Below are 13,805 nucleotides of genomic sequence, written 5' to 3' on the forward strand. Positions count from 1 at the left end.
GGTAGGTCGGACGGGGCATTACGACACGCCTTTCGGGACTGCCGGCGCCGGGATGGCCGACAAAAGCTCGCGGGTGTACTCGTGCCGCGGGTTGCCGAAGATCTCGGCGGTGCGGCCGGATTCGACGATGCGGCCGCGCCGCAACACCGCGACGTGGTCGCTGATGCGACGCACCACCGCCAGATCGTGCGAGATGAACAGATAGCTCAGCGCCAGTTCGGCCTGCAGGCCGTCCAGCAATTCGAGGATCTGCGCCTGCACAGAGGCGTCCAGCGCGGAGACCGGTTCGTCGAGCACCAGCAGCTCGGGATGCAGCGCCAGCGCCCTGGCGATGGCGACGCGCTGACGCTGCCCGCCCGACAGCTCGGCGGGCTTGCGCTGGGCGAACCCGGAGGGCAGCGCGACTTGCGCCAGCAACTCCGCCACCCGGTCGCGCCGCTGCGCGCGACTGCCGACTCCATACGCGCGCAACGGTTCTTCGATGATCGCGCCCACCCGCCAGCGCGGATCCAACGAGGCGTAGGGGTTCTGGTACACCACCTGGAAGCGTTTGCGCAGCGCGCGCAGCCGCGACCCACGGGCCTTCGACAGCGGTTGCCCGTCGAAGGTGACCTCGCCCCGATCGGGTTCGGTGAGCCGCAACGCGATCCGCGCGGTGGTGGATTTGCCCGACCCGGATTCGCCGACCAGCGAGAGGGTCTCGCCGCGGCCCAGTTCGAAGCCGACCCCGGCCACCGCGGTCACGCTGTCGCCCCCGTGCGCCCGGAAGGTCTTGTGCACTTCGCGCAAGACCAGTAGCGGCTTACCGCCGCGTGGCTTGGGCTCGCGGTAGCCGCCCGCGGGAGCGAGGCTGGGCGAGGCGGCGAGCAGGCGCTTGGTGTACGGGTGGCGCGGTGTGGCCAGCAATTCGGCGGTCGGGCCGCTCTCCACCACCTCGCCGCCGTTGAGCACGACGAGCCGATCGGCGCGTTCGGCGGCGACGGCCAGATCGTGGGTGATCAGCAGCACCGCCGTGCCGCGTGCCGCGATCTGCTCGGCGAGCCGGTCGAGCACCCGGCGCGCGACGGTCACGTCGAGCGCGCTGGTCGGCTCGTCGGCGATGACCAGGTCCGGTGCGCAGGCCAGCGCCGCGGCGATCAGCACCCGCTGGCGCTGCCCGCCGGACAGCTCGTGCGGGTACTGACCGGCCCGCAGCTCCGGCCGATCCAGTCCCGCGTCGGCCAGCAGTTCGATCGCCCGCGCCCGCGCCGCCTTGCGGTCGGCAAGCCCGTGCACGAGCAGTGCTTCGGCCACCTGATCACCCACCCGCCGGACGGGGTTCAGCGACAGCCCCGGGTCCTGGGGGACGAACCCGATGCGAACTCCGCGCAGCCGCCGCAGCGCGCGTTCGGAGCCGGTGTCGACCACGGCGCCGTCGAAGGTCACGGTCCCCCCGGTGGTCTCGGCGTTCGACCCGAGCAGGCCGATCACGGCGTGGGCCAGCGTGGACTTGCCGGAGCCGGATTCGCCGACCAGCGCCACCACCTCGCCGCGGGCCACCGTGAGCGACACCCCGTTCAGCGCGGTGGCCGCGCCGGTTCCGGACCGGTACCGAACCCGCAGGTCCTGGACGTGCAGCAGCGAAGATGCCGGGGCGCTCACGGGTGTTCTCCCTTCCCGATCGCGCGTCCGAGGCGCTGTGCGGCGAGCACGACGGCGATGATGACGAACCCGGGCAGGGTGGTCATCCACCAAGCGGTCGCGAGGTAATTGCGGCCCTCCGAGATCAGCGTGCCCCACTCGGGGGTGGGCGGCTTCGCCCCGTAACCGAGGAAGCTCAGCGCCGACACCGCCAGCACCGCCATGCCGAATTCGACTGCGGCCAAAGCGAGTACGGGCTGGTAGGCATTGGGCAGCACGTGCCTGGCCAGCACCGTGTACCAGCGCACCCCCGCGGCGTGGGCCGCCTCCACGTACACCGCTTGCCGGACCCGCAGCACTTCCGATCGCATCACGCGCGCGAAATTGGCCACCAGCGAAACGCCCACCGCGATCGCCACATTGCCGGTGCCGAAGCCGAGCGCGGTGACCAATGCGAGCGACAGCAGCAGCGCGGGTACCGACAGCAGCACATCGACCGAACGCATGACCACGGCGTCGACCACGCCGCCGATCGCGCCCGACAGCAGCCCGAGCAGCGACCCGGCGACGAGCGCGATGCCGACGGCGGCCAGCGTGGCGGTCAACGAGAGCCCGGCGCCGTGCACCATCCGGGTGTAGAGGTCGCGTCCGAGATTGTCGGTGCCGAACCAGTGTTCGGCGCTGGGGCCCTGGAACTTCTGCGCGGGCACGCCGGTCAGCGGGTCGCCGCCCGCGAAGACCGACGGCGCCAGCGCCCATCCCACGGCGAGCAGCGCGACAGCGCCCGCGATCAGCAGTCCGGCGTTGCCGCGCAGCCTCTTCCAGCGCACGGCCGGGCGCCGCAGGCCGGGTAGCACGGCCGCGCGCCTTTCCTCGATGACGTCAACCATGAGTCCTCACCTCCTCGGCCGGCGGCGCGCCGAGCGCGAGTCCGGCGGCGGTACGAATGACGGAAGCGGCGTCAGGCACGGATGATCGCCTCCTCGGCGGCGTCGACGGCGTTCCGCTCGGATTCGCCGCCCACGGCGCGGGAGCGGGCGGCGATGCGCGGGTCGAGCAGCGGATACACCAGATCCACCGCGAGATTCACGCTCACGAACACCGCCGAGGTGAGCAGCACGATGCCCTGCACCACGGGGATGTCCTGCGCCAGCACCGCGGTCTGGGTCAGCCGCCCGACGCCCTGGCGGGCGAAGACCGTCTCCACCACCACCGATCCGGCGAGCATGTTGCCCACCAGCACCCCCGCGATGGTGAACGCGGGCACACTGGCCGGGCGCAGCACGTGCGTGCGCTGCACCCACCAGCGCGATCCGCCCCTGGCCAGGGCCACGTCGACGAACGGCTGACGCCAGGTCGTCTCCAGCCCGGCGGTGAGCACCTGCGCGATGACCGCGCCGATCGGCAGCGCCAGGGTGAGCGCGGGCAGCACCGTGCCCGCGAACCCGTGCCCGCCGAACGCGGGCGCCAGCCGCAACTGGAACGAGAACACCTGCAGCAGGAGCAGCCCGGTCCAGAAGGTCGGCACCGAGACGCCCAGCGACGGCAGCGCGGCCAAGGCGTTGCGCAGCCACGGCCGACGGCTGTGAGTCGCCGCGAACGCCAGCGCGACGCCACCGATGACCGCGAAGAGCAGGGCGGCGCCGGTCAACGCGAGCGTGGCGGGCAGCGCGTCACCGATCGCGCCGGTGACCGGCTGCCCGGTGGCGATGGAATGCCCGAGATCGCCGGTCACGGCGTGCCCGAGCGCGGTCCAATACTGTTCCCACAGCGGTCGATCCAGCCCGTAGCGGGCCTGCAACTCGGCGATGGCCGCCTTGTCCACCGGGGTGCCCGACCCGCCCGCGTCGGCCGCGATCGAGACCGGGTCGGCGGGCAGCAGGTACAACACCACGAACGACAGCGTGAACGCCGCCCACAGCACCCAGATCGCCTGCAACACCCGCAGGGTCAGATAGCGCGCCATGACTATCGCCCGCTCAGCCAGGTGTCGAAGAACTGCAATCGCGCCGAGGCTTCGAACTTCAGGTCCTGCGTGTTCGCCCCCGCTCCGATCGCCTGGGACAGCTCGACCGTCGGGATCAGTAGGCCCGCCTCGAGCACCTGCTGCTGCGCGGTGTGGATGAGCCCGTTGCGCACCGTGGTGTCCACGGTGGCGACCTGACCGTTCAGCGCGTCGTCCAGCGGCGGGATGGGGCCGCGCGCATTGAGGTTGCGCCCGTCGAGACCGAAGGAGGTGCGCAGGATGTCGCCATCGGCGCGGGTGGTGTTGCCGTAGAAGGTGTCGAAGTCCTTGCTGTTCTGCCGCGCCGTGGTCTCCGCCACCGACACCAGGTCCAGCTTCAGTTCGACGCCGACCTGCCGCAGTTGCTGCTGCACCAGTTCGAGGATCGCCTGGTTGCCCGCGAACACCTGGCTGAAGAGCACCGAGAACGTCAACCGCTCACCGTTCTTCGCCCGGATGCCGTCCGCGCCGGGCAACCACCCGGCCTGGTCGAGGATGGTGCGCGCCTTCGCCGGGTCGAAGGCCAGCCGTGCCGAGAGGTCGGTGTAGCCGGGTGTGGTGCTCGCCAGCGGGCTGGTCGCGGGTTTGAACTGCGGGCCGAGCACGGTGTCCACCAATTGCCTGCGATCGATCGCGGGCAGCAACGCCTGGCGCACCGCCGGATCGCGCAGCGGTCCGCGTGTGACGTTGGGCTGCAGGCCGAACGGCACACCCGGGTTGGCGGTGCTGAGCACCCGGCCGCCCGCCGCCTCGATCTGCGGCGCGTCCTGCGGCAGCGCGTCGCTGATCGCGTCCAGCTGTCCGGAGGCGAGACTGCCGGTGCGCACGCCGGATTCGGGCACCACGGTGAACTCGATCTTGTCCAGATAGGCCTCACCGCGATGGGCGAACACCGCCGAACCCCAGCGGTAGCCGCTGCGCTTGGCCAGCGTCACCGCGGCGTCCTGGCGGTAGGCCGTGTAGGTGAACGGCCCGCTGCCGACGTTGTCGCCGAGGCAGCGCTGCTCGGCGGGCTTGGCCGTGGTCACGTCGGCCAGGATGCCGAGCTGGGCGGTCGAGGCCGCCTGCAGGAATTGGGCGTTGGGCTTGCTGAACTCGACGCGGGCGGTGAGCCGGTCGACCGCCGTGGTCCCCACGTAGCCCGTGAGGTAGCTGCTGCCCAGCGGTGCCTTGCCCGAGCCGAGCCGCACGACCGAATCGAACGTGTTGCGTACCGAGTCGGCGGTGAGCGGCGTGCCGTCGCTGAAGGTGACGCCGTCGGTGAGGCGGAAGGTGAAGACCTTCGCGTCGGGGCTCGCTTCCCAGCTCTGCGCCAGCCACGGCTTCAGCTCGCCGGTGGCCGGATCCTGGTCGGTCAGCGAATCCACGATCTGCCGGGTGACGTACAGCGTCTGGTTGGTGCCCGCCTGAGCCGGGTCCGAGCAGGTCGGCGTCTGGGACAGGCCGTAGCGCAGGGTGCCGCCCGGCCGGGGCGGGCCCGCGTCGCCGCCGGGCGCGGCCGAATCACTGCCGCAGGCGGCCACGGTGGTGGCCGCGGCGAGCGCGCCGGCCAACGCGGCGATTCGGTGACGGGTTCGGATCACGAGGCGACTCCAGATACTTCGATGCGGGCGAGCTGCTCGCCCTGCTGGGGAAAGGCGTCGGCGACACCGGTCGCCGACGGTCGGCCGGGCATACGGCGGCGCTGCGTCATCTGCTCAGCGCTTCTTCGGCAGGCCGGGTGGGTTGATTCGCGATTCGGTGACCGCCTCGCCGCGCAGCCCCCAGCGGTCGATCACCTGCTGGTAGGCGCCGTGCTCGATGGCGTAGGCCAGCGCGTGCTGCACGGCGGTGATCAGCCCGCTGTCCTTCTTGGTGAGCACCGCGATCTCGCCTTGCAGCGCCTCGCCCGCACCCGAGAAGGTGCCCGCGATCCTGGTCTGCTTCGCGGTGGCCGCGTGGTAGATCGCAGTGGGGTTGGGTCCGAGGTAGCCGTCCAGCCGCTGCGAGGCCAGCGCCAGGTAGTAGTCGGTGACCTGCTGGAAGTAGGCGATATCGATCGGCGGCAGACCCTCGGCCCGGTTCTGCTCGTTCCACTTGACCAGCAGCTGCTCCTGGTTGGTTCCGCTGCCGACGCCGATCCGCTTGCCCGCCAGGCTTGTGCGGTCGGTGTATTCGAGCTTGCTCTGGATCGGCACCTCCAGCGCGACGTTGTCCTTGCGATAGGTCGCGAAGTCGTACTTCTCCTTGCGCTCCTCGGTGACGGTGACATTGGAGATGAACGCGTCCACCTCACCGGAGTCCACCCGCACGAAGTTCTGCGACCAGTCCGCCACCTGCGCGTCGAGTTTCAGGCCGAGGATGTCGGCGATCAGTGCGGCGAAGTCGACTTCGGAGCCGACCACCGTCTTGTCATCGGTGGCGTAGAACCGCAGCGGCGGCGCGGCGCCGGACGCGCCGGTCACCACCAGCGTGCCGCGCTCGCGAATCGCCTGCGGCACCTCGGCGGCGATGGCATCGACCTTCGCGGTCCGGACGCGTCCGGACTGGGCGGGGGAGAGGTCGAAGGTGATCGAACCGGCGGGCTGCGCGGCGGTATCCGCCTCGGGTTCGGTGCAGCCGGTGGCCAGCAGCGCGACCGCGGTCGCGGCGGCGGTGACCATGGCGGAGAACTTCATCGGATACCTGTTCATCAGCGGACTCGGGAAAGGAAGGCGCGGGTGCGCGGGTGTTCGGGATGGTCGAGCACGGCCGAGGGCGAGCCCTGCTCGACGATGACGCCTTCGTCGAGGAACACCACGGTGTCGGCCACCTCACGGGCGAAACCGATTTCGTGCGTGACGATCACCAGTGCGGTGCCGCCGTGCGCGAGATCGCGGATCACGTCGAGCACCTCGCCGACCAGTTCCGGGTCCAGCGCGGAGGTGGGTTCGTCGAACAGGATCACGCGCGGCCGCAGCGCCAGCGCCCGCGCGATGGCCACCCGCTGCTGCTGCCCGCCCGACAACCGGCGCGGATACGCGTCGGCCAACTGTCCGATACCGACCCGCTCCAGCAGCCGGTGCGCCTCGCGCTCCACCTCGGCCCGGTCGCGCCGCTGCGCGGAAAGCGGTGCGAGCGTGACGTTCTCGAGCACGGTCAGGTGGGGGAACAGATTGAACTGCTGGAAGACGAAGCCGATTCGCGAGCGCTGCTTGCGCACTTCGCGATCGGGCAGCGCGTGCAGGCGGTCGCGGCGCAGCCGATAGCCGATCAGCTCGCCGCCGATGCGCACGGTGCCCGCGTCCAGCGACTCCAGGTGGTTCACCACGCGCAGCAGGGTCGACTTGCCCGAACCGGACGGACCGATCACGGTGACTACTTCGCCGGAGCGCACGGTGAGATCGATGCCGCGCAGCACCGGATGCGCGCCGAAGGATTTCCGGACGCCGCGGACCTCCACGGCGGGGGCCGCGCTCATCGGGTCGCTCCGCGCGGTGCGGCGGGACCGGCCTCGGCGACCTCGCGCAGCTTCTGCCACGCGCGTCGCAGCGGTGTCGGCGGCGGCGTGCGGTGCGCGCCCTTGGCGTAGTGGCGTTCGATGTAGTACTGCGCCACCGACAGCACGGTGGTGAGCACGATGTACCAGACCGTCGCGACCATCAGCAGCGGCACCACCCGCCCGTTGCGCCCGTAGATGACCTGGACCTGGTAGAACAGCTCGGCGATCGCCATCACCGACACGATCGAGGTGCCCTTGAACAGGCTGATCACCTCGTTGGTCGCGTTCGGCAGGATCGAGCGCATGGCCTGCGGCGCCACCACCGTGCGGAACTGCCGCAGCCGCGGGATCCCCAGCGCGGCGGCGGCTTCCAGCTGACCGGCGTCCACCGCGATGAACCCGGCCCGGATGATCTCGGCCGAATACGCCGCCTGATGCAGGGCCAACCCGATCACAGCGGCGGTGAAACCGCTGATCACACCGTTCACCTCGAAGGTGAACAGCGCGGGCCCGAACGGGATGCCGATCGAGACGGTCCGGTACAGGTAGGCGATGTTGAACCAGAACAGCAGCTGCACGATCAGCGGGATCGAACGGAACGCCCAGATGTAGACCCACGAGATCACCCGCAGCACCGGATTGTTCGACAGCCGGGCGACCGCGAGCGCGGTGCCGAGCAGAAAGCCCAGCGCCGTGCCCCATACGGTCAGCTCCACGGTGACCCGCAACGCCGACAGCACCGACTTCGCGGTGATGTACTGCGCGAACGTCGGCCAGTCCCATCCGGGATTGGTGGCCAGCCCGTGCACGAACTGGGCGAGCAGGATCAGCGCGACGGCACTGACCACCCAGCGCCAGGGATGCCGGGTCTTGGCCACGGTCGGCGGCGTGCCGTACTCGGCGGCGTCCGGCGCGCGGAGGGGTGTGCCGGTCGGGCCCGGTTCGCGCGCCGGGGCGGTCGCGGGTGCGGTGGACGCACTCATGACGGGTCCTCGATGATCACTTCGGTTCCTCCATCGGTCCCGGCGGAAGCACCCGCACCCGGTGACCGGGGGGTTGCTGCGACGTCGACGAGCCAGGTCTCTCGGTCGCTCTGGATGGTTGGCGCCGACCCCCTGTCAACCGATGTCAGGGGCGAGCCGAATCATGATGCCCAGCAAGGGAAGGCTGGAACAAGAGAAGTAATCAGCGTGAGCGTAGACCTTGTCCACGCCAGTCGATCGGGTCTTTGTAGTAACCAGATGTGCGCTGCTGCGTCGGGGGCGGTGCGAGCCTGTCGCGTCCTCGCGGACGGGCATCCAGCGCCGGATGACGGCGGTCCGATGCAGCATACGGGTATCGCCAGGGCTGGGGAACGCGGGTCGGCCACGCGGAAGCCTGTTTTCGGGCAAACGAGACTCGCCGCGAAATTGCTGTACCCAATCCGTGCTGTTGGAGCCGTTTGCCGGAGTACTGTGCCCCTCGATCGTTCCGCCGATGAGGAGGTTTCGTGATCATTTTGCGTCGTCTGACCCAATTGTCCGCTGTCGCGACCTGTTCGGTCGCCCTCGCGTTTGCCGGGCCGGGTGCCGCGTTCGCGGCTCCGGATGCCACGATTCCCGCGTTCTCCGATCTCTCCGCGCCGATCGCCGCCCCCGGTGACCTGTTCGGCGCCTATCAAACCGCGCTCGACGCGCTGCGCGCGCTCGGTATCCAGCCGTTCGCGTACCCGAGCGCGTCGGCGTTCTGCCTCGACAACACCACGGCCGGGCTGGCGCCCGCGGTGGCCGGAGCCATACCCGGGCCGTGGCCGAAGAACACCGTGCAGCTTCCCGGACTGGACCTCAGCGCCGTCAAGGCCGGGCAAGCCATGTTCACCTTCGTGCCCTACGGCCTCGGGCCGGACGGCGCGAACACCGCGGGAATGCAGGTGGCCTGGCTCAATCTGAGCAACGGACGCAGCGGAACGGCCGCCATGGGACCGCTGGCCGACATCGCCCGCACGATGATCCCCGCTGCCGTTCCCGCGGACCAGCGGCCGGTGGCCGAGCAGGCGATCCGGGACTTCCTCATCGCGGCCCTCCCCATGGGCGGGGTGCGGGCGGTCCCGGTGGACACCGGCAAGGGCACCGTTCTCGCCGCGGTGTTCGGCACGGTGCAGAACGGCGCCAAGTCCTGCTTCTTCCTGCCGACGGTCGGAATCACCGCGGTCCCGTGAGATTCAGCTGTCGCGGCGCGGCGCCGCTCCTGGGAGCGAACGCCCCTTCCAGTGCGCCGTGCCGCGTCGGCGGGCCCGGTGCGAACGCCCCCACAGCAGCAGATACGCCGCCACCGATACCGGATGCGCGAGGGCGGCGGGCACGTCCGCGCGTCCCAGCGGGCCGCCGGTCTCGGTCGAGCGGGCCAGCAGGCGCCCGGCGACGGCGGCGAGCCAGCCGATCGCGCCCGTCCGGCGGATTGCGCCCCTGCCGAGCACGGCAGCCGCGGGCGGTACCCAATAGGCAAGGGCCGCAACAAGTCCCACCGCCGCTCCGCCCGCGATCGTGCCGTCGTAGGCCGACCAGAGCCAGCGGGTGTAGCCCGCGTCCAGGTCGGCGGCGCCGCGATACATCCTGGTGCGGGCCAACTCGCCGGCGGCCACCAGAGCGGTGGCGTGACCGGCTCGCCGCAGCGTACGGGCGATGTCGAGGTCCTCGGTGACGCTCCCGGCCACGGCCGTGTGGCCGCCGACCGCGCGGTAGGCGGCGTTGTCGAACACGAGGAACTGGCCGCAGGCCACCGCCGTGGCGGGTCGCAGGCTCCGGTCGGCCACGGCGATCGGCAGCGTCGAGGCCCACGACCAGCACAGCAGAGGCTGCACCACGGCTTCCGCCACGGAATCGGCCACTTGCAGGGGCCAGGGCGAGACCAGCGCGGCTGAGCGCGTACGCAGCGCGCCGACCGCCGCGGCGAGCGCCGTGGGGGCCAGCCGCACGTCGGCGTCCAGGAAGATCAGCACCGGCGTCGACACCTCCTCCGCCAGCCGGACGCAGGCGGCGGCCTTTCCGGTCCAGCCGGCGACCGGATCGGACTCGGTGCGCAGCAGGGTGAAACGCGCGTCGTCGCCGATCGCCGCTCGTGCCGCGGCGCCGGTGTCGTCGGTGGACGCGTCGTCGAGGATGCGCACCGCGAGGCGCGGTACGCCCACCTGCGCGCGCAGGTCACCGATCAGGGCGGGCAGCCGGTCGGCCTCGTTGCGCGCCGGAACGCAGACGGTGACGGGTTCGATCACCGTCGTCGGGGCATTCGTCAGCCTCTGCACGGTGATGCGGTTGTATAGCGCGATGCCCGCGCCGAGCGCCGCCACCGCGGTGGCGAAGGTCGGCAGGATCGAGTTCGCGCGCAACGTCTTCGGCAGGTCGGCACTCACCATGTGGGCCACGCTATCCCGGCGCACCGACCTGCCGCTCAGCGATTCTGCGTCACCGAGCGCCACCAGCGGCTCAGGGAGAAGCCGACTTCCGGCGCGCCGGGCGCGGCGGGGTTGCGGTCCATGTACGCCATCGCCGCGACGATGGCGGCCACCGCGAGCGTGATGCCGCCCGCGATGCCCGCCCAGCCCGCGAACGAGCGGGTGTTCGGGTCGGCGTAGCTGACCTCGGCCTGCGGCCTGGAGACTTCGCCGGGCGGCAGTTTCCAGGAGACGACGTTGTCGCCCTCGCGGCTGCCGTTGGTCTTGGCGACGCGGGCCGGGAATGCGATGGTCAACTGCACGTCGGAGCCGTGCGGCGGCAGCGATTTCAGATCGACCCGCCCGCTCAGGCTGACCAGGTCGCCGGTGCGCTGGAACTGCAACTGGAACATGCCCTGGGTCTGCTCGGACAGCTGGCCGAGCTGCTGCACATCACCGAAGGACAGGTCCTCGAAGAACACCTGGCTGCCGGTGTAGCCGTCCTGGGCGTACGGCTCCACTCGCAACTTGGCCGCCAGCGTCTCGGGCGCCTTCAGCTGTGGACCCTTGTCCCCGGCGTCGGCGGGCACCACGGCGGCGACGATCCGGCCGGACACCCGGTCGTTGGACGAGACCCCCATCGAGACCTGCACCCGCAGGCAGCCCGCGAGCATCGGCACCAGCATCGCCGCGAGCAGGACCACCGACGCGACACGCGCGCCGCGGCGTGGGGCCCGCCGCTGCGGGAGGTCCGGGGCATCGGGCTTCGTGATGACGGGACTCGGCTGCACGGGTGACATCGTGCCAGGCCTGCCGCCCGGAATGAAACGCGCCAGTCGCAGCGCGCGTCGGCGCGCCGGGCGCGGGACGCGGCGGCGGGTCAGCGGCGCGCGCGAGCCAGGGCGACCAGCAGGGGAGCGCCCAGCAGACCCATACCGGCGAAGCCGTATCCCGCCGAGGAGGGAAGGTCGAGGAACACCGCGTGGGCCAGCGCCGATCCGAGCCAGGTCCACAGGAACAAGGCCACCGGAACGGTGAGCGCGATCGCGCGGTGGTGCGATCGCGGCGTCCGCACGGGATCCGGCGCCGCCCGCTCCCAGACCGCGAGCACCGCGGCCATCACGAGCGCCACGCCGAACCAGCCCAGGTAATTCGTCAGCGGAATCCAGTCGAGGCCGGGCAGTCCGGAATGGAGGTCACACCAGGTCCACTGCCCGTCGGCCACCATCTGCGGATCGAGGAACAGGTCCCAGCCCACCGCGCCGACCGCCGTCCACCCGAGTCGGGTGATCGTGCGCCGCGACAGCATCCCGGCCACCACCCACACCGGATACATCCCGCCGGTCCAGGCCAGCGGGACGATCAACGGCACCTCGAGCAAGGCCGGTCCGAGCCGGTCGGTCGCGTACTCGTAGCAGCCGAACGGGATGCCGGTCGCGGTGCCGATCACCTCCGCCGCGAGCCCGATGCCGGAGACGATGGTCAGAAAACCGACGGCGTAGCGCAATCCCCTGGTCGCCGTCGCGTGCGCCAGCGCGGCGCCGGTGCACAGCAGTACGACCGCGACGGTGATGCGGTCGCGCCCACCGCCCGTGGTCAGCGGATACCCGATCTGCGCGACGATCGTCAGCGCCACGAGGACGAGGGGCAGCAGAAAGCTCGCCGAGCGATAGCCGGACAGCAGGCCTGTGGAGTGATCGGGCGCGGTGGGTACCGCCGGGGCAGGCGGGTCGCCCGAGTCCGTCATCGTCGAAGCCACCGGGACAGCCCGCGCCGGTGCAGGTCGCGCAGTGCGAGGGCGGCGGCCGTGCGGCCGCTCGCGCCGGAGACACCGCCGCCGGGATGGGTGGACGCGCCCGTCAGATACAGCCCTCGCGCGCCGGGCACCCGCTGCCCCGCCAGCTCGGGCAGCGGTCGCCACAGCATCATCTGGTCCAGCGACATCTCCACGTGCATGACGTTGCCGCCGACGAGCCCGAGTTCGCGCTCCAGATCCACCGGCGTCTGCACATGCCCGCGCAACACCGTCTCCGCGAAACCGGGTGCGTAGGACTCCACTTCGGCGATGATCCGGTCGCCTTCCTGCCGCGCGAGATCGGACCAGTCGGCGCCGGAGGCCAGGCGGTACGGGTGCCACTGCGCCCACAGCGACAACTGATGCTCACCGGGCGGCGCGATGGTCGGGTCCAGTGCGCTGAAGCTCATCGCCAGGACGACCGGTCGCGGCGGCAGGTCCCCGGCCAGCGCCGCACCGTGCGCACGGCGCAACTGCGCGCGGTCGGACACCAGGAATTGCAGGCCGTGGGCGGAATGCTCGATCGGGCTGCCGGGGTAGCGGGGCAGCGCCGACGTGGCGGCGCGCACCACCATCCCGATGCCGGGACCGACGCGGATGCGCCTGCGCCAGTCGTCGAGCACCGCGCCGTCGAAGCCACCGTCGCGCAGCAGCTCCAGCGTCGTCTGCACATGGCAGCCCGCGATCACGATGTCCGCGCGCAGGTCTCGGCCCGAGGCGGTGCGCACCCGCCAGCGGTCTCCGTCGCGGCGCAGCGCGGACGCCGCGTCGCCCGCGGTCACCACCCCGCCGTCGGAGCGCAGCCGCGCGACCAGGGCCGTGGTCAGCGCCCCGCTGCCGCCGACCGCGCGCCCCGGCGGCAGGGTGTGCATGAGCGCGGCGAAGCCCACCATCGGCGCGGTGCCCGGCTCGGACATCGGCGGCCCGGATTGGGCGCCGAACCACGCCAGCGACGCCTTCAACCGTTCGTCGTCGAAGCAGGCGTCCAGCAGCGCGTCACCGGATTGCAGGAATTCCCGCGACAGAGCGCTGCCGCCGTCCTTCGCGTCCAGTCCCCAGAACGACCGCACCAGCCGTCCCGGCGTCGGTCCGCCGCCGAAGGCCCGCATCACCCGGGCGCTGCGCGGACCCCACGTCCGCACGAACCGGCGGTAGGCGGCCGCGTCCCGCGGGCCGCAAGCCGCCGCGATCGACGCGCAGGTCGCTTCCAGGTCGCGATGGAACACGATCGCGGAGCGGCCCGCGTGCGCGGGCGTGAAACCCCATGGGTCGCAGTCGATGTATCGCAGACCGAAGCGGTCGAGTTCGAGTTCCTCGACGATGCCGGTGTGGCGGATCATGATGTGCGCCGACGAGCCGCGATCGACCCGATGGCCGGGGAACCGCTCGACCGTCGACACCGCGCCGCCGAGGACGTCGTCGCGTTCGAGCACCTCCACCTCGTGTCCGGCGCGGGCGAGATAGCACGCGGCGACCAAGGCGTTGTGGCCCGAGCCGACGACGACCACTGTCACGT

The 13,805-nt window shown here is 71.3% G+C and carries 12 protein-coding genes and 1 riboswitch; of the genes, 1 reads left to right on the forward strand and 11 read right to left on the reverse strand.

Annotated elements, in window-relative coordinates; all coding sequences use genetic code 11:
* Nucleotides 1-18: 18 nt before the first annotated feature.
* The 7 genes from ACZ6DL_RS35155 to ACZ6DL_RS35185 form a co-directional block, all read right to left on the reverse strand.
* Nucleotides 19-1,641, reverse strand: a complete 1,623-nt coding sequence (locus tag ACZ6DL_RS35155; RefSeq protein ID WP_466057726.1) for a dipeptide ABC transporter ATP-binding protein — start codon at nt 1,639-1,641, stop codon at nt 19-21.
* A complete protein-coding gene (locus tag ACZ6DL_RS35160) occupies nt 1,638-2,510 on the reverse strand; it encodes an ABC transporter permease (protein WP_393241341.1) in 873 nt (290 codons plus the stop codon). Before ACZ6DL_RS35160 ends, ACZ6DL_RS35155 begins: the two co-directional genes overlap by 4 nt.
* Before the next feature lie 71 nt (nt 2,511-2,581).
* Nucleotides 2,582-3,586 (reverse strand): ABC transporter permease, encoded by a 1,005-nt coding sequence (locus ACZ6DL_RS35165; RefSeq protein WP_466057728.1) that lies wholly within the window; start codon nt 3,584-3,586, stop codon nt 2,582-2,584.
* A 2-nt stretch (nt 3,587-3,588) separates the two neighbouring features.
* Nucleotides 3,589-5,208 carry an ABC transporter substrate-binding protein gene (locus tag ACZ6DL_RS35170; RefSeq protein WP_466057730.1) on the reverse strand — a complete coding sequence of 540 codons (1,620 nt, stop codon included), beginning with the start codon at nt 5,206-5,208 and terminating at the stop codon, nt 3,589-3,591.
* A 114-nt stretch (nt 5,209-5,322) separates the two neighbouring features.
* Nucleotides 5,323-6,297 carry an ABC transporter substrate-binding protein gene (locus tag ACZ6DL_RS35175; RefSeq protein ID WP_466057732.1) on the reverse strand — a complete coding sequence of 325 codons (975 nt, stop codon included), beginning with the start codon at nt 6,295-6,297 and terminating at the stop codon, nt 5,323-5,325.
* On the reverse strand, nt 6,297-7,064 hold the full coding sequence (locus ACZ6DL_RS35180) for an amino acid ABC transporter ATP-binding protein (protein ID WP_466057734.1): 768 nt from the start codon (nt 7,062-7,064) through the stop codon (nt 6,297-6,299). The genes ACZ6DL_RS35175 and ACZ6DL_RS35180 overlap by 1 nt, the downstream gene beginning before the upstream one ends.
* Nucleotides 7,061-8,068: an amino acid ABC transporter permease gene (locus tag ACZ6DL_RS35185; protein ID WP_466057736.1), complete on the reverse strand. Its 1,008-nt coding sequence runs from the start codon at nt 8,066-8,068 to the stop codon at nt 7,061-7,063. The genes ACZ6DL_RS35180 and ACZ6DL_RS35185 overlap by 4 nt, the downstream gene beginning before the upstream one ends.
* Before the next feature lie 27 nt (nt 8,069-8,095).
* Nucleotides 8,096-8,189, reverse strand: a riboswitch (SAM riboswitch).
* Nucleotides 8,190-8,574: 385 nt separating this feature from the next.
* Between ACZ6DL_RS35185 and ACZ6DL_RS35190 the strand changes: the two genes are divergently transcribed.
* Nucleotides 8,575-9,282, forward strand: a complete 708-nt coding sequence (locus ACZ6DL_RS35190; RefSeq protein ID WP_466057738.1) for a hypothetical protein — start codon at nt 8,575-8,577, stop codon at nt 9,280-9,282.
* Between the two features lie 3 nt (nt 9,283-9,285).
* Here the strand turns inward: ACZ6DL_RS35190 and ACZ6DL_RS35195 are convergent, their stop codons facing one another.
* From ACZ6DL_RS35195 to ACZ6DL_RS35210, 4 genes are all read right to left on the reverse strand, one after another.
* Entirely contained in the window at nt 9,286-10,476 is a 1,191-nt protein-coding gene (locus tag ACZ6DL_RS35195; RefSeq protein ID WP_466057739.1) for a glycosyltransferase family 2 protein, read from the reverse strand.
* A gap of 35 nt (nt 10,477-10,511) precedes the next feature.
* Nucleotides 10,512-11,180, reverse strand: coding sequence for an LppM family (lipo)protein (locus ACZ6DL_RS35200; protein ID WP_466057786.1), 669 nt, complete (start codon nt 11,178-11,180; stop codon nt 10,512-10,514).
* 194 nt (nt 11,181-11,374) lie between these two features.
* On the reverse strand, nt 11,375-12,241 hold the full coding sequence (locus ACZ6DL_RS35205) for a carotenoid biosynthesis protein (protein ID WP_466057741.1): 867 nt from the start codon (nt 12,239-12,241) through the stop codon (nt 11,375-11,377).
* Nucleotides 12,238-13,803 (reverse strand): phytoene desaturase family protein, encoded by a 1,566-nt coding sequence (locus tag ACZ6DL_RS35210; protein ID WP_466057743.1) that lies wholly within the window; start codon nt 13,801-13,803, stop codon nt 12,238-12,240. The genes ACZ6DL_RS35205 and ACZ6DL_RS35210 overlap by 4 nt, the downstream gene beginning before the upstream one ends.
* Nucleotides 13,804-13,805 lie beyond the last annotated feature (2 nt).

It is taken from the genome of Nocardia sp. NPDC041819, assembly GCF_055590505.1.